The sequence below is a fragment of the Citrobacter sp. Cf116 genome, assembly GCF_030336505.1.
Taxonomy (GTDB): Bacteria; Pseudomonadota; Gammaproteobacteria; order Enterobacterales; family Enterobacteriaceae; genus Citrobacter; species Citrobacter freundii.
This window is the reverse complement of record NZ_JAOWEQ010000037.1, coordinates 837,403-856,033: the sequence shown is the minus strand read 5'-3', so window position 1 is coordinate 856,033 and position 18,631 is coordinate 837,403. Positions and strand designations below refer to the sequence as shown.

Below are 18,631 nucleotides of genomic sequence, written 5' to 3'. Positions count from 1 at the left end.
GATTAACCTCTTATTACCGTGATGGATTGCTCAGTGATCTCGCTGACAATACCGTCAATACTGGCGTGAACAGGCGCGCCTAATGCACCGGACGGTACATCGGCAACACATTGACCGCGAACAACGCGTTCGCCTTGTTCTACACATGGGATGGCGCTGGCACCTATATGCTGACGTAACAACAGCGTCGTTTTGTCTGTGGAGTAGTCAGTCTCAGCCAGTGGCGCATCGTGATACCAGTCGCTAAGGCCCAGTTTGGTAATAAGGCGCTTAACCGGGATCAGCCGGTACTTCGCCATTTCATCCTCAGGATTTAGCGGCCCTTCATAACGATGGTTGAGCGCCCGCAGCTCGCGTTTAAGTATGCGGTTGATTCGCATCGGCGAAATCCCAACTGGACAGGCAACGCTTTCACACACATTGCATTCTGAGCAGGTCAGGGCCGTGAGCAGCAATTGCGGCGTGGCTGCCTGCTGATAATTAACCGCACGAACCAGCAGATGCGGGGATAATTCATGACCGATCAAATGCCTTGGGCACAAATCCGTACACAAACGGCACTGCTCGCAAACGGTTTTTGCAACGGAAAGCACGGTACGTTCATCCTGCATCCGCCGCTGAATCAACGCATGAGATTTAGGCAAAACCAGCAGGCCCCCGGTGGTCTTGCTGACTGGGGTATCCAGTGAAGTAATCAGGCCGCCCATCATCGGACCACCGTTAATAAAGCCGGGATCGTCAACGGTTGCACCCCCAGCCAGCGCCAGAACGTCACGTAAAGACATTCCGATAGGGACTGTGAGTGTGATGGGACTGGCGACTGCGCCGTTAACGGTCAAGGTACGACGCGTAACCGGGTACTGCTGCTCAACTGCTCTCGCGATGTTGAGCACTGTCTGGACGTTATTGACCACTACGCCGACGCTGACAGGCAGCGCGGCAGGCGGAACTCTCCGGCCTGTTGCCATCCAGATGGTCAGAACCTCGTCACCTGCCGGGTAGACATCGGGCAAAATATGTAAGCGGATCCCGGCAGGCAGAAGGGGCGTTAATGCATTGATAGCCTGTTGGTATTTCTCTTTGAGCGCAATAATTCCGGAACTGGCTCCGGTAGCCGTCATGGCATATTGAACGCCGTGGATAAGTCGCTCAGCCTGGACGGCCATCAACTGCTGGTCAACTTTCAGCATTGGCTCACATTCAGCCGCATTGACCAGAAAAGTATCGACCTGCGCCTGTAATTTTACGTGAGCAGGAAAGCCTGCGCCTCCGGCTCCGACAACACCCGCTGCGCGAACGCGTTCGCGAATTGTCTGCGCATCATAGAGCGTGGGCTCTGCCGTCATGGCTGTCTTCATAATAATTCCTCAAGCAGTTCCTGCATGGCACTGGCGTCGGCAACACGAGGATTGGTTTGCAGCGTGACATCAGCCAGCGCGGCCTGAACCATCGACGGGATACGTTGCGACCAGGCTTGCTTTCCGTCTTTAAGCGCGTCAACTAAAGAAGGCAACGCACACTGTTTTTTGAGTAGCTCGATATGATGAATGAGCGCATTCAATGCCGCTGTATCGTTCGCGTTATCCGGGCATAAATGGCAGGCTTTAGCGAAACGGGCATAGCGCTTCGCAGCCCGCGGATCGCGAGCATTAAAATGAATGACATGGGTCAGCAGCAGCGCATTGGCAAGTCCGTGTGGCAGATGAAACTGACCGCCCAACTGATGGGCAATCGCATGATTGATCCCCAGTCCAGCCTGACTAAATGCCATTCCCGCGAGCGTTGACGCATTGTGCATTTTCCCTCTGGTTGCCAGGCATTCGCCTTTGCTGACGGCGACAGGCAGATACTGGAAGACGATTTGAGCCGCTTTTTCAGCTAGTGCATCGGTGAAGTCGCTGGCCTTCGTGGACACGTATGCCTCCAACGCATGCGTTAACACGTCCATGCCGGTATTCGCGGTTATGGCTGGCGGTACGCTGACGACCAGCGTTGGATCAAGGATGGCCATGTCTGGATAAAGCGCATTATTAAACAATGGATATTTAATGCCTTTATCCGGATCGCTAATCACGCAGGCGCTGGTTACCTCGGAGCCCGTACCGCTGGTAGTGGGAATTGCGACACATGTTTCAATTTCAATACCGAACTGGCGGCTGAACCAGACGATGGCTTTTGCGGCGTCCAGTGCTGAGCCGCCACCAAAACCCATCACGATGTCCGGCCGCAGGGACTGCATTTGTGCAATCCCTTGAACTACAGTGCTGATGGTGGGATCGGGGGTGATATCGCTGAAAATGCTGATGCGGTTATCCGCTGGCAGAGCGTTGCGCAGCTTTTCAATCAGGGGAGAACGCGCGAGAAAACCATCGCAAATAATCCAGATATGCTTATTCGTGAAGCGCTTGAGCACATCCAGACTTCCCTGGCCGCTGTACAATCGAGTTTGCAGTGAAAAGCTATTCATAACGGCCCCATTAACGAATAGAAAAACCGTTTGTCAGCACGCAACGACGAGAGCGTGCGAAAGTGCGCGCAGATGTTGTTCCTTCACCGGTTGGCGTCGCAATAGTGAAGGTTGTAAAGCCTTCACCACCAACGCCGATCCCGGCGTAAGAGGGGCCATTTTTCACAAAGATGGAGGTCTGAAGCGTGCGCGCGGCAAGGTTCAAACGTGACACATTTTGCGAATGCATAATGGCCGTGTGATGCAATCCCTCTTCAACCTTCAGGGCCAACGTTAATGCACTATCAAAATCGCTCACCGTTACGACGGGGAGCATTGGCATCAGTTGCTCGCTGGTAACCCACGGGTCGTCGGCCTGGACGATGCCTATCAGTAATCGAGGTGCTTTTGCCGGAACTGGTATTCCTGCTGCTTCCAGTAAGGTTGCCGGGCTTTTACCTACCAGTTTTTTATTGGCTATGCCTTCTGGTAGACAGACGGCTCGCAGTTTGTCTACCTCTTCTCTATTGAGAAGCATCGCACCAAAAGACTGCATCTGTTGAACCAGTCGTTCGGCAACGGCATCAACAACAATCAGGCTCTTCTCAGCAATGCAGGGGAGGTTGTAATCAAAGGATGCGCCATTGATGATATCTTCCGCCGCCTTAACCAGGTCGGCCGTTTCATCAACAATGCAGGGTGGATTTCCTGCGCCTGCGCCGATGACTTTTTTCCCGCTTTTCATGCCCATAGCAACAATGCCTGGGCCACCGGTAATCGCCAGAACTGCGATTTTAGGGTGCGCCATCATCTGCTGGGTAGCCTCAAAAGTGGGTTCTGTGACCGTGACGACAAGATTACGAATTCCGCAGCAACGGAAAGCAATATCTTCAATCATGGCAATCAGCTTGAGTGAAATCTTTTTAGCACCCGGATGCGGACTGAAGTAAACGCTATTCCCTGCCGCCAGCATGCTGATGCTGTTGTTAATAATGGTCTCTGTCGGATTAGTACTGGGGGCGACAGAACCAATTACGCCAAACGGTGAATACTCGAATAACACCATGCCGCCATCGCCGGTTAGCGCCGTGGTGGTGAGATCTTCGATACCCGGAGTGTTGTCCAGCGCGGCTTTATTTTTAAGGAACTTATCCTCTTTGTTGCCCATACCCGTTTCGGCAGCGCTCTCAGCGGCCAGTGAAGCAAGATGAGGCGTCAGTTCTTCGCGTAGGGCGTTTATGATGGCGCTGCGGGTTTTCAATGGACATTGCTGGTAACGCAGAAAAGCCTGATGAGCGGCATCGATCGCTTCGCCAACGGACGGAAAAATACCGTTACCCTTAACTTCTGCTTTTGCCGGGGCGAGTTGCTCACTCAAAATGTTACGAATAAGGGTTTCAAGTTCTGAAGTATTCATTGATGTGTTCTCACGTTAATCGCCGCAATGGCCGTTTCTGCAATGTCCATATCCTGTTCAACGCTTCCTCCGCTGATGCCAAGACCCCCGAGGAGTAAACCCTCACGCCATAATGCGTACCCGCCACCGAAGGTGACGACTTTTCCCTGCATATGGCTTTCCAGACCGTAAAGCGCGGCGCCTGGTTGCACTGCTGATGTCAGCTCATGCGTGGCGGTTTTCATCGCCACGGCAGTCCATGCTTTTTTCGGTGCCAGTTCGCTACTCACGAGTAATGCGTCAGGCATGCGCCAGGTCACCGTTTGGGTCCCGTTCGCATCAACAATGCTAATGACGACCGGAACCTGAAGTTCTTCTGCTCTCGTCACCGCAGCGCGAGTGAGTTGGTGGAGCTCCTGAAAAGACAGAGACATAGTCGGCTCCTTTGCGGCTGGTGGTTGAACGGCAGCGAGATAGCGCTCAGCCACTTTCTGAATGATTTCGTTTTGATGGGCGTCATGATCTTCTGCTCGTGCAAGCGCATATAAGCAGTCGGACAGGCGGTTGATATAACGCATCAGCACGTGTCTGACGGAGATTTCGGTGGACAGCTCGACCAGTCGTCTCTCTGCGCGGCGTGCCAGAGTTCGGGCAAAGTGCAGTCGGCTGGCGGCTTCGCTGCGGCCTGGTAAAATAAAGCTGCGCAGGGGCGGTACTCTTCCCATTACGATATCGATGGCAGCTTCCAGTGCCGCAATTTCTTCTGAGCTGATGTAGCGCTGCTCTGGCGTTGGTTCTTCGCTTTCGCTTGCCAGTTCGGCGCTGAACCAAAAAAGCTGCAGCTGGATATTTTCAAGTAACTGCCGGTGCTGAGGGTTTTTCGCCACGCAAACGCATAGGCTAAGCGCCGCATTCAGTTCGTCCAGCGTACCGTAGGCTTCCACGCGCGGATGCGTTTTGCTCACGCGCTGTCCGGTAAATAGGGCTGTTGTTCCGGCATCACCTGTGCGGGTATAAATCGCCATAGTTCCTCCTAACGAGAAAGCGTGTCGACAATGCCGACGATAGCCAGATCAATGGCCTCATTAGGGCCGGAAAATACGTGTCTGGCGCTGGACCCGCTGCTGAGTAATACCAGTTCGCCGGTCCCCGCGCCGACAGAATCAACAGCGACTTCATCTCCACTCACTGGGGACGCAGGAAGCTCTCCGTCAGCACTTACCCGACGTACCAGCAACAGTTTTTTTCCCACCAGTGATGGGGATTTTTGCGTGGAAACCACAACGCCTGTAACCCGTGCCAGATGCATAGCTCACTCCTGCTTAATTAGTTGGACATTTCGCAGACTGACAGCTTCCTGAGCCAGAGCCGTCACGACACATCGACGGCGTAACACCAGTACGCCATCCCTCAATTGGGCGACGTCGGCATAGCTGAGAAGCTTCTCAGGATGCAAAAAGATGATTCGCCCCAGTTCATCACTGAATTCCAGTGGCAGACGTGCGAGTTTTTTCACGGGGATTGCGGGTAACAATCGGTGTTGTAGTGAAATCTTCACGCGGACTCCGCATGCCAGCGCGTCGTGAATCGTTACCACCGACATGTTGACTGGGCAGCCTTCGGCAATTTGCTCCAGAAATGGCAGGTCCACTTGCTGGAGATGGAGCGACGAGTACTGGCTGCATACTGTCCGTGAATCGATTTCCCGTAACTGCGCGACGCTAAGAGTGAGCGTGCTTTCCGCGCGTTTTTTTAATCGGGAAACAACCTCCTCGATAATGCGTTGCAGCAGTTCGTTGTTCATCGTGAGGTCACCAGTGTGGCAAATGCCTGGGGATTATCAGCGCCTGCAGCATTGGCTTCGTCTGTATCGATATGCATTTCGAGGCGCATATCCGGCGAAACGCGTACGGCGACGTTATCGAAAATCAGTCGACGTTCATCGCCATTAATGGCGACCGAGACTTTATCACCATGGGAAACTCGCAGAATCAGAGCATCGAGCGGCGACATATGGATATGCCGTTGGGCAACGATCACCCCGGATGCTAACTCCAGTTCAGCAAATGGGCTGACAAGACGAACACCGGGTGTGCCCTGAATATTACCCGACATCCGCAGCGGAGCAGCAATTCCCAACGTGCGGGCGTCGGTACGAGAAATTTCGACCTGGCTGGTATTGCGCAGCGGGCCGAGTAAACGCACATTTTTTAACTGACCTTTTGGCCCCACCAGCGTGACAGTCTGCTCTGCTGCATATTGTCCTGGCTGCAGCAGCTCTTTTTTCTCACTAATTGGGTGATTGGGAAACAAGCGACCGTAATCTTCAGCGCACAGATGAATATGCCGATTAGAGATCCCCAGCGGAATCGGGCGCTCGCGCATTTCATCCAGAACCTTAGCGACAGTGGTTTCCAGTTGCTGTTTATCCATCACGCTTCACCTCGTTTGCCGGAGTGAAGACAAAGTGTGCGCGGCTCACCTTTTTGGCGAGGGCAGGCAGGATCAAGACACAAATTGCAGCTAATCAACTCTGCATCTTGCGGCGCTTCGGGTGCCGCATGGTCTACAAATATCTCTTCATGCGGTATGGCTGGTATGGGTTCGGGCGTTGGTTCAGGCTCCAGGACAACGCTATGCGACAGGATCCCGTCCCCGGGTCTGGAAATGACTTTGTGAGCCACCAGTCCATCTAGCTGGTCAGCGAAACTGACACCAGTGGAAATGGCCGCCTGGACGGAGGCCACATCCCCGATTATCTTGATCACCGTCCAGCCTGAGCCGTTGGTTTTTTCTAGGCCCACCAGCGTGATGGAGGCGGCTTTCGCCATGACGTCCGCGCAACTGATGGCTAATGCCAGACCACTAACTTCAAGTAATCCCAGTGATTGCTTCACGCTGTGCTCCTTGGTTGCAACAACTTATGCGGATTTAGGTAAAATGGCTTCAACGTCGCTGTGCGGACGCGGGATAACGTGGCAGGATTTCACCTCGCCAACGGCGCTTGCGGCTGCGCTTCCAGCATCTACGGCTGCTTTCACCGCGCCGACATCACCGCGAACCATAACGGTGATGAGGCCAGAGCCGATTTTTTCGTAACCAACCAACTGCACGTTTGCGGATTTCACCATGGCATCAGCGGCTTCAATAGCGCCGACAAGCCCTTTTGTTTCAACCAGTCCCAGTGCGTTATTCATACTGCTTTTCTCCTGTGGGTTATGAGTGGCATTCCCGGAACGGAATGCCTTTAACCAGCCGCGCAGCGTTGTTACCAATGCTGCGGCGATCGTGGCTATTTTGTTGATACGTCAGCGTAAAAAGCGGTGCTGATGAGGGTAAGTTTTTGTAGTGCACGACCAGTTTTTCACGGCTACAGCCAATACCAACCAGCAATGGCGATTGGCAGGCGGCCAACCATGCGTTGTGGATAACGTCAGTTGAGTCATTCTCCTGAATCACAAAGGGGATCCCTTCTTCTTCAATACCCAGCAGTACGTCATTCCAGACGTCAGCGCAGTCAGCACTGGTGAAGATAACGATGGCTGGCGTGGTGAGATTACTTTCCATGAGCGAATGCCTTATGCCAGGAGAGAATCAGCCCTGTCGCAACCGCATTGCGCGGACCTTCGGTACCACGAATATTGCCGCGCCCGGCAACCAGTCGATAATGCGCCAGAGCATCGGTGACCAGCTGCGGAACTTCAAAATCCAGGGATGAGCCGCCAACCAGTACCACAAAGGGAATATCCCGAATGTTCCCGGTCGGACTCACCTGACGTAGCGCTCTGAGTGCGTTAGTAACGAAAACGCGTTCCTTAGCACTTCGACGAATGGCCCGTACTTTCTCCAGCGCCAGTTCACCCGGCAGTGGCACCAGTTCATCGGGCTTCACTACGCACACGCGCGCAAAAACCGTTGGCGGGAGAGGCGTAGGGAAGAATTGAACGCTGCCGTCTTCGTGGCGAAGATGGAACAAGCTCTCAACTTTCGCCAACGGATACTTTTTAATCTCTTCCGCGAGATAACGGTCATCCAGACCCAGTTCACGGGCAATGATCATCGTGACCATATCGCCTGCACCCGCCAGGTGCGTGGCAATAATTTCGCCCTTAGGATTGATGATAGAAGCGTCGGTTGAACCCGCGCCGAGGTCCAGAATAGCCAGTGGTCGCGTGGTGCCCGGAGTAGTTAAGGCCCCCAGAATGGCAGCTTCGGCTTCGGCCCCGCCAACCTGGACGTCAATGTTGAGCTTTTGCGTGATCTCCTGGGCAATCATCGCCATTTGCAGGCGGTCTGATTTCACCATGGAGGCTATGCCGACAGCCTGTTCCAGCGAGAACTCACCGGCAAGTCCACCCGTCACGCTGACAGGAACCGAGGTATCGACCGCCAGCAGATCCTGAATAAAAATTTCATGACTGGGTTTATTGGTTAATTCAGCCATCGTCTGGCGCACATGCTCCAGCATGCCGCCAATATTGGTGCCAGCTTCTCCAGTAACGTTATCCAGTTTCGGGCATTCACCAACCGCTTTCATAATCGCTTCGGCGCCCGCTGCAACGTCGACCCGTACTGTACGACCCTGAGACTGTAGCTCCAGATTTCCGGCAGGAATCGCTCGCGCTTTCACATCACCTGACGGCGTTTTCACCACCACGGCTGAACGGTTGCCGATCAGCGCCCGTGCCATCGGAACAATGTTTTTAGTCTCATCGGCATTGAGGCCAAAGACAGTTGCAATACCGTAGGGGTTAGAAAGTGTTTCAATAACCTTTCCTGGTACGGCGACCTCAATGGCAGCCAGCATCCCCAACGGGATACGGTCAATATGAAGGACTTCATCGACTATGGGCAGGGGATGAGTCAGACGATTACTGACCAACACACCATCGTCCTGCTGCAAAATAACACCAGTCAACTGGTATCCGGCACGGACGGAGGCATTAATCATCGTAGCAACATCGGCGAAATCAAATGCCGATGACACCACCAGAATATAGGGCGTATCCGCCGGGCGACTGAGAAGGTCTTCCGGCGTAATAGTGACGCCCACGCCTAACCCGACACCGCCCGGTGTTTTAGGGTTATGGCCGATCATGGTGGATTCAGTGATGATGGTTTCGGTTATTGTTTCCATCGCCACGTCGCCAATGACCGGGGTGGCTTCGTTAATACGGATGAGCGAAATATCGCTGACATTGATACCGGCGTTTTTTGCCGCCAGCGTAAGGGCCTCCTGAATGCCAAACACATTACGTAATGTGCCCTTAATTCCGGTGGTTTCTGCCAGCGCGCTGCCGGTGATGCTCAGCACGCCAGACTCATCCAGAGTAGCCAGAGCGACTTCCGTTGATGAGTTGCCTATGTCAATGCCAGCTATATATCGCATGATCCTGTCCCTGAGTTAGTCGTCGCCTTTGAGTTTTTTACGCTCAACGTACAGCGCTGCCGCTTCACGAACGAAAGCTGCACAGATTTTTGCCTGATAACGATTTTCGAGATCGTCGGCGATAGCCATCAGCTCATCTTTTGTTGAGCGGTACGGGCGCAGCGCGTTGTAGATCTCAAGAATGCGATCGTCAGGAACAGCGGTTAGCTCGGCAGCGCGCTCAAAGTTCATCGCCAGCCTGTCACGTCCGGCATCTTTGGCGATTTCCGCCTGGAGGCGCAGTGTTTCAGGAGTGATGCGCATGTCCTGCGCGGTCACTTTGTTGCTCAGAACATTTTCAAGCGTGAAGTCGTCCAGCGTTTTGTTGGTCGCAGTTTTTACCCACTCAGGATGTTTATTCGCGAGAGGGTAATCCGTGACTTTCGCGGTATGTGCTGATGAACTCGCCGCGGGCGGAGTCGCGGACTCGCCTTGCAGGCTGTTCATCCGGCTCAACACATCCCGAACCATCGATTCAATTGCGTCGGTATTCATGGAGGTATCCTTTATCAAAGCGCCACGCGCAGTTCCTGCGGGTTTTTGCCTGTCACAACGTATTTGGTCTCTTTAATGTGCAGAATGGCTGATTTCGCCTGGTACTTAGGACGAGCCATCTGGTCATTCAGCGTAGGGACCGGTTGTGGAGATTCACGCTTGGCATAACGCGCGGCGTTTTTACCGATCTGACGATAGGTTTCCAGCGTCAGAAGCGGTGCCTGAGGGAACAGCTCCAGGTTTGAAAGCGGTGGTAACCCCTGTTGGTGGATAACCGTCGTGCCTTTTGACTGGATACCGATAGAGATCCCGGAACCGCTCAGACGGTTACCCTCAACGGCAACAAACGCCACATCGGAGGATTTAAAGCAGCGGATAACGCGCGCTTTTATGCCTTCTTCTTCAATACCGGCAATCACTTCGCGCAAGATATTCTTATGCGGGATCCCTACAATATTGACGGTTTGTGACAGGCCAAACGCCGGCCCTACGGCAATAATCACTTCGTCCTGTTGCTGGCCTTGTTTGGCTTCACCAATCTCGGTCAGAAAGCTGTCGTCCTGTGCCGCAGCAGCCTGAGGTGCGCTTGCCGCTGTAGATGCGCGGAAAGAGACGGGTTTGTCGCTGGTCTGCATTTCAGACAACACATCTTCAATTATCTGGCGCAGCAGTTTTTCATTAATTTCCATTTTTCACCCCTTAGCCAAGCTCGTTGGGATCAAGTGCGCCAGGGATGTTTTTGATCTCTTCCCAGCGTTCGCCTTGCAGGCGATAACCTGTTGCCGGACCGGCATAGTCGTTAACATCATTGACAGCGGATAGCACCTGTCCGTCGCCAACGATAATGGCGGAGGTATGCAGGTAATCCCCGGTTAACTTGGCTTTCTGGATGTTGAGCATGTCCTGAGCGACATCGGTAAATCCGCCCTGAGCAAGGGCTTTCACCACTTCCAGACCGTTACGGTTTTTGTTGATGATCTCTTGTGCAAACTTGATATCTTCAACGATGTTACGTTCCGGCATATCTTTCGAACCGTGGGCGTAGGTCGCCGCTTCCACTTCTTCATCAGTGATTGGCGGTAATCCCATCCCGGCAAAGACGGCCTGCAGCGCACGCGCCGCTTTGTTACGAATGGCGATAACGTCTTCTTCACGAACCGGGCGCAGACCACCGTCTACTTTCAGGTCACGCTGGAGAACGTTGTAGTCGTCAAAATCTTCAGCATCCTCGTTCGAACCCGCAAACATGTTGTCGTAGTTCGGCACTGCGGAATAACCAGAAGAAATGAAGTCAGTACCCGGCAGGAACTGCATCAGCAGACGCGCAGTACGACGCATATCCGAGTGGGTAAAGGTTTGGTCGTTGCTGGAGGCGCATTCCAGATCCAGAGAGGAGCAGATCAGGTTTTCAGCCAGCACAGCACGAATTCCTGACGGCACGGCGGAAGGGACTCCGATGCAGCTTACGGAACCGTTTTGAAGACCCTGTACGCCAGCAGCTTTGGTGATGTAAATACAGCGGGCTTCCAGATAAAGCATCGATTTGCCTTCGGCGTAACCCATCTGAACTTCTGAGCCTGAGCCGGAGGTAAAGCGCATTTTCAGACCACGGGATGCGTAGGACGAGGCGAGGAAGCCTTTAGACCATGGCGTGTCATCGCCGTCGGTAAAGACGGGTTCAGTACCATAGACGGAGATAGTTTCAGCGTAGCAAGTGTGGCCTAGCATCCCGAGTTTGAGTTCGGTTGCTTCTTCCAGAGAACACTGAGTTAACACGCCCGGGCGTCCAACCTGTGAACCGACTAACAGCGCAATGGCGTTAAATGGCGCATAACGCGCAACGGCAACGGTCGTTTCCTGTTCGTCAAACCCGCGCCATGCGCCTTCAGCGGCATCAGCGGCAATTTGCACGGGGTTATCTTTGACATTAGTGACGTGCGCTTGTTGAGATGGTGTACGACGAGCACGCATTTTCTGCATGGCCATCATCATCTCAACGACGTTCATATGGGACACGACTTCGACGATTTTTGCCGGCGTCATTGCGGTGGTCAGCGGCACAATGTCTTTGCGCTTCACGTTGGGATCGCAAAGCATATTGGCCAGTTTGACCGAATCCATCGCCATGACTTCTTCAGCGCGTGCCAGGTTAATGCCGTAGCGGGCAATGAAATGGTCGATTAAGTCAAATTCACTGGCGGATTTACCGTCCAGTTCAGTGACTGTACCGTTGACGATTTTAATCGACGGTTTGGGGTCGTTCGGGCTTTCCATCGCAATGAAGCCTTCTTCGATCCACTCCTTAACGAAGCCATCCTGATTCACAGGGCGCTTCGCCAGTGCTTCAAATCTTTTCGATCTCATGAATCAGCCTCACTGATATCAGATGTAGGACGGACGATCGTTTTTCGGCTCTGAGCCGAGGGTCCCGAGTACGGTTTTACCGATTTCACGGGCGGAGATAACAGCCTGACGAACAGCGCCAGAGTCACCCGAAATAACCAGAATGGCTTCGTTACTGAAGCTGGTGCCATGAGCAGGGGAGCTGTAAGCCACAACTTCCACGTTGGCGGATTTCAGGGCAGTATCAGCCATCAGGACACCAACGGATGCTGGTGCGCCGACGATGACGCCACAGGCACGACCAATCGGTGCGCCAAAGGCTTTTTCCAGTGCGTAGCTGGCGCGTGCGGTGTACTGCATTTCGATGTGACCGGCTTCGTTGGCATAAACGTCGCCAAAGGTGCGATCCAGTTCTTTCAGTGCGACTTCAATGCCGCGTTTCACGTCGGAAACATCGTTGCCGCCAAGAATAATCAGCGAGCCATGACCTGCGCCGCCTTTGGTATCACGTGGTAACTCAATACTGACGACTTCAGTATTGGTGGCTTTCACCGCTTCATCGGCGGCCATGATGTGCGGGCCTGCGCCAGTACGGGCGCCAAGGATGCCAATGGAGCGATAGCGTTTTTCAAGTTTCATTGCGTCCAGTAGGGCACTGTCTACGTTGGCGATTACCAGACCGACGGTGTCGCCAATCGCGGTACCGACAAACTCCGTTAAACTGCAGCTTTTCTCTGCCATAGCCGTTTCTCGTGTTGGGTGATTATTTTCTGGGATAGCCTGCTGTTCTGGCGTTGCCACACGAGCAATCACCTGCGCCATGATCTGTTCAACCAGTTCATTGCTGCTCATTAGCTAATTCCCTTCGGTAAGATTTTTTCTACATCGGTATGCGGGCGTGGGATAACGTGTACGGCTTTCACTTCTCCCACATTACGGGCTGCGGCGGCACCGGCATCTGTTGCTGCTTTGACTGCGCCGACATCGCCGCGGACAATAACTGTTACCAGCCCCGAACCAATTTTTTCGTAGCCGACCAGCATTACATTGGCTGACTTCACCATTGCATCTGCGGCCTCTATGGCTGCAGTTAAGCCTTTGGTTTCTACCATTCCTAACGCTTCTTGTTGCATAAAGACCTCGCCTGGGTTGTCCCGATTTTCATGACTATAAAAAGAAGCGAGGAAAAAGAATGGCTGAGTTGAAAGTAAGAGTGAAAAAATAGTGGGGTAACGGTGAGATAAAATTGCTGTGTGTTATTGTAATGCTATGTTTTTATTGGTTATTTTAATCTTAATCGATATGACTATTTGGTTATGTTAATTCCATATTTACACTTTTCTGAGTGACAGTTTAAATATCATTTGCTATGCGAGAAAAATGAAATTGTGATGATCGTTTGAAAATGGAATTCTGCTGTTCGCAATATTTTATTATTTTTAAAATGTACTTTTAATTGGGTGAATCCACGTTTTGTCGCCTGTTTTAATAAAGGTGATAGCAAAAATTTGCTATCACAACACGATTTTTAAGGGTATGTCGCTTGCAGATTGCCAACAATTTGCCGATACAGATTTTTATAGTAAGTCTTGAAGTAACCTTCCTGCCAGCAAGGAGTCCGCTGGTAAAGACACGAACTCTGCTTAGAAGGTGTCACAATGAACGATTCACTAAGAGCGCAATGTATTGCTGAGTTTTTGGGTACCGGGCTATTTTTGTTTTTTGGTATTGGGTGCCTGAGCGCCCTGAAGGTCGCGGGTGCCAGTTTGGGATTGTGGGAGATCTGCATCATATGGGGCTTGGGGATCTCGCTTGCAGTTTACCTGACAGCCGGGATTTCTGGGGCCCATCTCAATCCCGCTATTACCATCGCACTTTGGTTGTTTGCCTGTTTTCCTGGCCGTAAAGTACTGCCTTATTCTGTCGCTCAGATAGCGGGTGCCTTTGGTGGCGCTATGCTGGCCTATTTGTTGTACGGCAGTTTATTTATTGAGTATGAATCAGCCCACCAAATGGTACGCGGCAGTCTGGAAAGCCTGCAACTTGCCAGTATTTTTAGCACGTATCCTGCCGCCGCACTGAGTGTCTGGCAGGCCGCACTGGTCGAAGTGGTGATTACCTCCATTCTGATGGGGATGATTATGGCGCTAACGGACGACGGTAACGGTGTTCCCAAAGGCCCTCTGGCACCACTGTTGATTGGTATTCTGGTTGCTGTTATCGGCGCATCAACCGGTCCACTTACCGGTTTTGCGATGAACCCGGCACGTGATTTTGGTCCTAAATTGTTTGCCTGGATGGCCGGGTGGGGTGATGTTGCGATGACCGGTGGGCGCGATATCCCTTATTTCATCGTGCCGATTGTGGCTCCCATCATCGGCGCCTGTGCGGGCGCAGCAATTTATCGTTATTTTATTGGCAAAAATTTACCGTGTAATTCGTGTAAGTTGGAGGAAAACGAGAGCTAGCTTCATGAAAGATGTTTATTATTGAAAGGTAAAAACTGTTTTCGTGATCCGGTTTCCTGAACGGCTTAAAAAGTCTCCCAAGAATGGGAGACTTTTGTTATGTTCAATGCTGACTTTCATCAGAGCGCTGGATCGCGAGATGAAAATGAATGTGTGAATAATATGTTTTATTTATAACAATAAATTAACTGAGAGGTTTTATCATGATTTCTGCGAGTGCCCTGAACTCAGAACTCATTAATAAAATCGCACAGGATTTTGCACAGGCCACCAGTCTGGCTGTTGTGGTTGTCAATATTCACGGTGATGAAATTTCTGAGCTTTTTAATTTCACTCCTTTTTGCCAGTTGATGCGCCAGCATCCTCAGCATAGTACGCGTTGTCGTATGAGCGACCGCTGTGGCGGGTTGGAAGCCTCTAAGTCCGATCAACCTTGCATTTATCGCTGCCATGCCGGGCTTACCGATTTCTCAATTCCGCTGGTCATCGCGGGACACCTGGTAGGGTTTGTGCTTTGTGGACAAGTACGCTTAAGTAACGATGTAGGCCTCGTTGATATTCTGAACGTCGATGACCGCTGGCAAGCCGATCCTGAGCTGGTCAACGAGTTCCGTAATGTACCTGAGATGGACTATTCTCGTGTCATTGCCTCAGCGGATTTACTCAAGCTCATCGTCGAAAATTGCCTTAAGAAACAACTCAATTTTGTTGTTATCAAAGATAACCCGCAGCAGTCAGAGCCGGTACGCGCTAACCGCAGTACCAACCCCCATGACAGTAAAATGAAAAAAGCCCTGCGCTATATTGATGCGCATTTATCAGACGAGCTGCGTCTGGAAGATGTTGCCTCTCATGTTTTCCTTAGCCCGTACTATTTCAGTAAATTGTTCAAAAAATATCAGGGTATCGGTTTTAACGCATGGGTAAACCAACAGAGAATGGCAAGTGCCAAAGAGTTGCTTTGCCACAGTGACTGGAGCATAGCCAGCATTGCGCGTAATTTAGGCTTTTCGCAAACCAGCTATTTTTGCAAAGTGTTCCGTCAAACGTATCAGGTTACGCCGCAGGCATTTCGCCAGCAAATTAATGTCATTTCACGCGGAGAGTCCGCTTAAATAGCAATATTTTGCTATTGCCGATTTTTGATATGTGGCGCTATGCCCGTCATTATAAAATGAAAAATAATGACAGCTGCCAATAAATTGTCATAGCGCAACAAAATAATGGTATTAGAGGGATAAACTGCACCAGTTTTTATTTTTGTGATGAGATACAGTGTCTGTGTGAATGACTTTCTTTATTCTTAGCTGATACTTTCATTCAAAAAGTGAACGTATGAATATGTGGGAAAAGGCCAGGAAATTGGCTGAATGAATTCGGAAAGATATTAAACTGAATTATTGTCATGAGGTCGTGAATTTACCTCATAACAGAGAGCTTAATTAACCAGGCTCTTGAACTGACAGGTTTGCCACATTTGTGGTAGGGAAGGGGGTGAGAATCCCCCGCAGCCCCCGCTGCTGTGATGCTGACGACCCCGTATGGACCACTGATCGCAAGATTGGGAAGGACGGGTGAGGATGACGCTAAGCCAGAAGACCTGCCTGTCAGTGACTACCAACAACTTCGGTGGGAAGTGGGTGGTTCAGATGCATACAGTCGAGAGACTGGGTATCTCTACACCCCTACCACCCTGAACAGGATCAGGGTATGGCGGCCAATTTTCACGCATTTGTTCTTGCAGGTACCGGAAGCGGCTGTGGTAAAACCACGGTGACGCTGGGCTTGTTGAGCTTGTTGAAAAAACGCGGTTTGCGCGTCCAGCCTTGCAAAGTGGGTCCTGATTACCTTGATACCGGCTGGCATACAGCGGTATGCGGTACCGCTTCCCGCAATCTTGATAGCTTTATGCTTCCCGTCCCCACGCTGAACGCTCTATTCAACGAGCAGATGCGACATGCAGATATCGCCGTTATTGAAGGTGTGATGGGGTTGTATGACGGCTATGGTACCGACCCAAACTACTGCAGCACCGCCGCGATGGCTAAACAGTTAGGCTGTCCGGTCATCTTACTGGTTGATGGCAAAGCCGTTTCCACCTCAATCGCCGCAACAGTAATGGGTTTTCAGCATTTTGATCCCACTCTGAACATCGCCGGCGTTATTGTTAATCGAGTTAACAGCGAAACGCATTACCAGTTACTGAAAGTCGCAATCGAACGTTACTGCGATGTACCCGTCTTAGGTTACGTACCCCGTATGGATGGTGTTGCCCTTCCCGAACGACATTTGGGTTTAGTCACCGCACGTGAGTCGGTTATCAATCAGCAACCGTGGCAGGAGTTTGCCGCGACGCTGGAGCAAACCCTTGATATTGACGCACTGCTGACATTAAGCCAGTCAACCAATCTTCCTGCTGGCGAATGGCCCGCGCTGCCTGCCGCAGATGCCGGAGCAGGGCTAACGCTTGCAATTGCCGATGACGAAGCCTTCAACTTCTACTACCCGGACAACATTACGCTGCTGGAACGTACGGGGCTTAATATTGTTCGTTTTAGCCCGTTGCACGACACCTGCTTACCCGACTGTCAGATGATCTGGTTAGGTGGTGGATATCCTGAGCTACATGCTGCGGCGCTGGCTCGCAATGTCTCGATGCTGAAGCAACTGCGAGCGGCACATCAACGTGGCGTCGCGATTTACGCAGAGTGTGGGGGGCTGATGTATCTCGGCAGTTCGCTTGAGGACAGTAACGGCGATACCTGGCTGATGGCGGATATCATTCCCGGCCACAGCAAAATGGGAAAACGTCTGACCCGATTTGGCTACTGCGAAGCGCGGGCCGCACAGCAAACATTGTTAGCAGCAGAAGGCGAAGTGCTGCGCGGGCATGAATTCCACTATTCCGATTTTGCCCCTGAAACGCCAGCGGTGATGAACTGTCGCAAAGTGCGCGATGGTAAAACGCTGCAAGCCTGGTCTGGCGGCTGGCAGGTCGGAAACACCTTTGCCAGCTATCTACACGTTCATTTTACTCAACGTCCGCAGATGCTTAACCACTGGCTGACAGCCGCGAGGAGCGCGCTATGACGATCCTTGCGTGGTGTGTTGCCTGGCTGCTTGATTTTATCATCGGCGATCCGCAGAACTGGCCGCATCCGGTGCGCTGGATTGGCAATCTGATTTCTGCCGTGCAGCGAATTATCCGGCGTTATTGTCATAGCGACCGTGCGCTGCGCATTGGTGGCGCGGTGATGTGGATTGTGGTGGTTGGTCTGACCTGGGCTGCGTCCTGGGGCGTGCTGGTACTGGCAAAATCTGTTCATCCCTGGTTGGGTTGGGTGGTAGAGGTATGGATGATCTTTACCGTGCTGGCCGGGCGATGCCTGGCGAATGCCGCACAGGATGTCGAACGTCCTCTACGGGCCGGTGACCTTGCCGCGAGTCGGGAAAAACTGTCGTGGATAGTGGGGCGTGATACCTCGCAACTGCAACCGCAACAGATCAATCGCGCGGTGGTGGAAACCGTGGCTGAAAACACCGTCGACGGCATTATCGCGCCGCTGTTCTTTCTCCTTCTCGGCGGTGCGCCCCTGGCGATGGCCTACAAAGCGGTAAACACCCTTGACTCCATGGTGGGCTACAAACATGAAAAATACCGCGCTATCGGTATGGTCAGCGCGCGTCTGGACGATGTCGCGAACTTTATTCCTGCAAGACTGAGCTGGCTGCTGCTGGGCGTGGCGGCATTTTTATGCCGTAAAGACGGCTCGCGAGCTTTACAGATTGGCTGGCGCGATCGCTACAACCACAGCAGCCCAAACTGTGCGTGGTCAGAGGCATCCGTAGCCGGGGCATTAGGCATTCGTCTGGGTGGTCCTAATGACTACTTTGGCGAGCGCGTTGAGAAACCGTGGATCGGTGATGCACAACGCGACATTTCGGTAGACGACATTTCCCATACGATTCGACTGATGTGGGTGGCATCGACGCTGGCACTGGCGCTGTTTGTTGCGCTGCGGTGGCTGTGGGCCGGTGTAGCCTGAGGACAACAT

General features: G+C 52.3%; 20 protein-coding genes and 1 riboswitch. Of the genes, 4 read left to right on the top strand and 16 right to left on the bottom strand.

Annotation, left to right across the window (positions count from 1 at the left end; all coding sequences use genetic code 11):
• Window positions 1-2 precede the first annotated feature (2 nt).
• The 16 genes from pduS to pduA are packed head-to-tail and all read right to left on the bottom strand — an operon-like array spanning window position 3 to window position 13,241.
• Complete coding sequence (gene pduS, locus OGV74_RS13580; protein ID WP_086504293.1) at window positions 3-1,358, bottom strand: cobalamin reductase PduS; 1,356 nt, start codon at window positions 1,356-1,358, stop codon at window positions 3-5.
• Window positions 1,355-2,467, bottom strand: coding sequence for a 1-propanol dehydrogenase PduQ (locus OGV74_RS13575; protein ID WP_003838997.1), 1,113 nt, complete (start codon window positions 2,465-2,467; stop codon window positions 1,355-1,357). The genes pduS and OGV74_RS13575 overlap by 4 nt, the downstream gene beginning before the upstream one ends.
• A 10-nt stretch (window positions 2,468-2,477) precedes the next feature.
• Entirely contained in the window at window positions 2,478-3,863 is a 1,386-nt protein-coding gene (gene pduP / locus OGV74_RS13570) for a CoA-acylating propionaldehyde dehydrogenase PduP (RefSeq protein ID WP_044701542.1), read from the bottom strand.
• Window positions 3,860-4,867: a two-domain cob(I)yrinic acid a,c-diamide adenosyltransferase PduO gene (pduO, locus tag OGV74_RS13565; RefSeq protein WP_286520953.1), complete on the bottom strand. Its 1,008-nt coding sequence runs from the start codon at window positions 4,865-4,867 to the stop codon at window positions 3,860-3,862. The genes pduP and pduO overlap by 4 nt, the downstream gene beginning before the upstream one ends.
• Window positions 4,868-4,875: 8 nt before the next feature.
• The gene (locus OGV74_RS13560; RefSeq protein WP_003030211.1) at window positions 4,876-5,151 is read right to left on the bottom strand and encodes a EutN/CcmL family microcompartment protein; all 276 of its coding nucleotides are present in this window, start codon (window positions 5,149-5,151) and stop codon (window positions 4,876-4,878) included.
• 3 nt (window positions 5,152-5,154) lie between these two features.
• On the bottom strand, window positions 5,155-5,646 hold the full coding sequence (pduM, locus tag OGV74_RS13555) for a microcompartment protein PduM (RefSeq protein WP_286520951.1): 492 nt from the start codon (window positions 5,644-5,646) through the stop codon (window positions 5,155-5,157).
• The gene (locus OGV74_RS13550) at window positions 5,643-6,275 is read right to left on the bottom strand and encodes a phosphate propanoyltransferase (RefSeq protein ID WP_003030214.1); all 633 of its coding nucleotides are present in this window, start codon (window positions 6,273-6,275) and stop codon (window positions 5,643-5,645) included. Before OGV74_RS13550 ends, pduM begins: the two co-directional genes overlap by 4 nt.
• The gene (locus tag OGV74_RS13545) at window positions 6,275-6,739 is read right to left on the bottom strand and encodes a BMC domain-containing protein (protein ID WP_086504290.1); all 465 of its coding nucleotides are present in this window, start codon (window positions 6,737-6,739) and stop codon (window positions 6,275-6,277) included. The genes OGV74_RS13550 and OGV74_RS13545 overlap by 1 nt, the downstream gene beginning before the upstream one ends.
• Before the next feature lie 24 nt (window positions 6,740-6,763).
• Entirely contained in the window at window positions 6,764-7,039 is a 276-nt protein-coding gene (gene pduJ, locus OGV74_RS13540; protein ID WP_001057752.1) for a propanediol utilization microcompartment protein PduJ, read from the bottom strand.
• Window positions 7,040-7,058: 19 nt separating this feature from the next.
• The gene (locus tag OGV74_RS13535; protein ID WP_003844243.1) at window positions 7,059-7,409 is read right to left on the bottom strand and encodes a glycerol dehydratase reactivase beta/small subunit family protein; all 351 of its coding nucleotides are present in this window, start codon (window positions 7,407-7,409) and stop codon (window positions 7,059-7,061) included.
• Window positions 7,399-9,231, bottom strand: coding sequence for a diol dehydratase reactivase subunit alpha (locus OGV74_RS13530; protein WP_003839013.1), 1,833 nt, complete (start codon window positions 9,229-9,231; stop codon window positions 7,399-7,401). The genes OGV74_RS13535 and OGV74_RS13530 overlap by 11 nt, the downstream gene beginning before the upstream one ends.
• 15 nt (window positions 9,232-9,246) lie before the next feature.
• Complete coding sequence (pduE, locus tag OGV74_RS13525; protein WP_003030243.1) at window positions 9,247-9,765, bottom strand: propanediol dehydratase small subunit PduE; 519 nt, start codon at window positions 9,763-9,765, stop codon at window positions 9,247-9,249.
• Between the two features lie 14 nt (window positions 9,766-9,779).
• Window positions 9,780-10,454 carry a propanediol dehydratase medium subunit PduD gene (pduD, locus tag OGV74_RS13520; RefSeq protein WP_047415494.1) on the bottom strand — a complete coding sequence of 225 codons (675 nt, stop codon included), beginning with the start codon at window positions 10,452-10,454 and terminating at the stop codon, window positions 9,780-9,782.
• A 10-nt stretch (window positions 10,455-10,464) separates the two neighbouring features.
• A complete protein-coding gene (gene pduC, locus OGV74_RS13515; protein WP_003030249.1) occupies window positions 10,465-12,129 on the bottom strand; it encodes a propanediol dehydratase large subunit PduC in 1,665 nt (554 codons plus the stop codon).
• Window positions 12,130-12,147: 18 nt separating this feature from the next.
• Window positions 12,148-12,960, bottom strand: coding sequence for a propanediol utilization microcompartment protein PduB (pduB, locus tag OGV74_RS13510; RefSeq protein ID WP_003030252.1), 813 nt, complete (start codon window positions 12,958-12,960; stop codon window positions 12,148-12,150).
• Window positions 12,960-13,241 carry a propanediol utilization microcompartment protein PduA gene (pduA, locus tag OGV74_RS13505; protein ID WP_003030255.1) on the bottom strand — a complete coding sequence of 94 codons (282 nt, stop codon included), beginning with the start codon at window positions 13,239-13,241 and terminating at the stop codon, window positions 12,960-12,962. The genes pduB and pduA overlap by 1 nt, the downstream gene beginning before the upstream one ends.
• A 525-nt stretch (window positions 13,242-13,766) precedes the next feature.
• On the opposite strand from pduA, the gene pduF reads away from it, so the two are divergent.
• The 4 genes from pduF to cbiB all read left to right on the top strand — a co-directional run bounded on the left by pduF (window position 13,767) and on the right by cbiB (window position 18,622).
• Window positions 13,767-14,576, top strand: a complete 810-nt coding sequence (gene pduF / locus OGV74_RS13500) for a propanediol diffusion facilitator PduF (protein WP_003030258.1) — start codon at window positions 13,767-13,769, stop codon at window positions 14,574-14,576.
• Window positions 14,577-14,779: 203 nt separating this feature from the next.
• A complete protein-coding gene (gene pocR, locus OGV74_RS13495; protein WP_003030260.1) occupies window positions 14,780-15,691 on the top strand; it encodes a transcriptional regulator PocR in 912 nt (303 codons plus the stop codon).
• A gap of 332 nt (window positions 15,692-16,023) precedes the next feature.
• A riboswitch (cobalamin riboswitch) is annotated at window positions 16,024-16,198 on the top strand.
• An 88-nt stretch (window positions 16,199-16,286) separates the two neighbouring features.
• Window positions 16,287-17,666 carry a cobyrinic acid a,c-diamide synthase CobB gene (locus OGV74_RS13490; RefSeq protein WP_086504289.1) on the top strand — a complete coding sequence of 460 codons (1,380 nt, stop codon included), beginning with the start codon at window positions 16,287-16,289 and terminating at the stop codon, window positions 17,664-17,666.
• On the top strand, window positions 17,663-18,622 hold the full coding sequence (gene cbiB / locus OGV74_RS13485) for an adenosylcobinamide-phosphate synthase CbiB (protein WP_032949565.1): 960 nt from the start codon (window positions 17,663-17,665) through the stop codon (window positions 18,620-18,622). Before OGV74_RS13490 ends, cbiB begins: the two co-directional genes overlap by 4 nt.
• The last annotated feature ends 9 nt before the right edge of the window (window positions 18,623-18,631 follow it).

Excerpts from the sequence above, each read along its gene's own strand:
- pduS (WP_086504293.1), bottom strand. The coding sequence starts at position 1,358 with ATGAAGACAGCCATGACGGCAGAGCCCACGCTCTATGATGCGCAGACA.
- OGV74_RS13575 (WP_003838997.1), bottom strand. The coding sequence starts at position 2,467 with ATGAATAGCTTTTCACTGCAAACTCGATTGTACAGCGGCCAGGGAAGT.
- pduP (WP_044701542.1), bottom strand. The coding sequence starts at position 3,863 with ATGAATACTTCAGAACTTGAAACCCTTATTCGTAACATTTTGAGTGAG.
- pduO (WP_286520953.1), bottom strand. The coding sequence starts at position 4,867 with ATGGCGATTTATACCCGCACAGGTGATGCCGGAACAACAGCCCTATTT.
- OGV74_RS13560 (WP_003030211.1), bottom strand. The coding sequence starts at position 5,151 with ATGCATCTGGCACGGGTTACAGGCGTTGTGGTTTCCACGCAAAAATCC.
- pduM (WP_286520951.1), bottom strand. The coding sequence starts at position 5,646 with ATGAACAACGAACTGCTGCAACGCATTATCGAGGAGGTTGTTTCCCGA.
- OGV74_RS13550 (WP_003030214.1), bottom strand. The coding sequence starts at position 6,275 with ATGGATAAACAGCAACTGGAAACCACTGTCGCTAAGGTTCTGGATGAA.
- pduJ (WP_001057752.1), bottom strand. The coding sequence starts at position 7,039 with ATGAATAACGCACTGGGACTGGTTGAAACAAAAGGGCTTGTCGGCGCT.
- OGV74_RS13535 (WP_003844243.1), bottom strand. The coding sequence starts at position 7,409 with ATGGAAAGTAATCTCACCACGCCAGCCATCGTTATCTTCACCAGTGCT.
- OGV74_RS13530 (WP_003839013.1), bottom strand. The coding sequence starts at position 9,231 with ATGCGATATATAGCTGGCATTGACATAGGCAACTCATCAACGGAAGTC.
- pduE (WP_003030243.1), bottom strand. The coding sequence starts at position 9,765 with ATGAATACCGACGCAATTGAATCGATGGTTCGGGATGTGTTGAGCCGG.
- pduD (WP_047415494.1), bottom strand. The coding sequence starts at position 10,454 with ATGGAAATTAATGAAAAACTGCTGCGCCAGATAATTGAAGATGTGTTG.
- pduC (WP_003030249.1), bottom strand. The coding sequence starts at position 12,129 with ATGAGATCGAAAAGATTTGAAGCACTGGCGAAGCGCCCTGTGAATCAG.
- pduB (WP_003030252.1), bottom strand. The coding sequence starts at position 12,960 with ATGAGCAGCAATGAACTGGTTGAACAGATCATGGCGCAGGTGATTGCT.
- pduA (WP_003030255.1), bottom strand. The coding sequence starts at position 13,241 with ATGCAACAAGAAGCGTTAGGAATGGTAGAAACCAAAGGCTTAACTGCA.
- pduF (WP_003030258.1), top strand. The coding sequence starts at position 13,767 with ATGAACGATTCACTAAGAGCGCAATGTATTGCTGAGTTTTTGGGTACC.
- pocR (WP_003030260.1), top strand. The coding sequence starts at position 14,780 with ATGATTTCTGCGAGTGCCCTGAACTCAGAACTCATTAATAAAATCGCA.
- OGV74_RS13490 (WP_086504289.1), top strand. The coding sequence starts at position 16,287 with ATGGCGGCCAATTTTCACGCATTTGTTCTTGCAGGTACCGGAAGCGGC.
- cbiB (WP_032949565.1), top strand. The coding sequence starts at position 17,663 with ATGACGATCCTTGCGTGGTGTGTTGCCTGGCTGCTTGATTTTATCATC.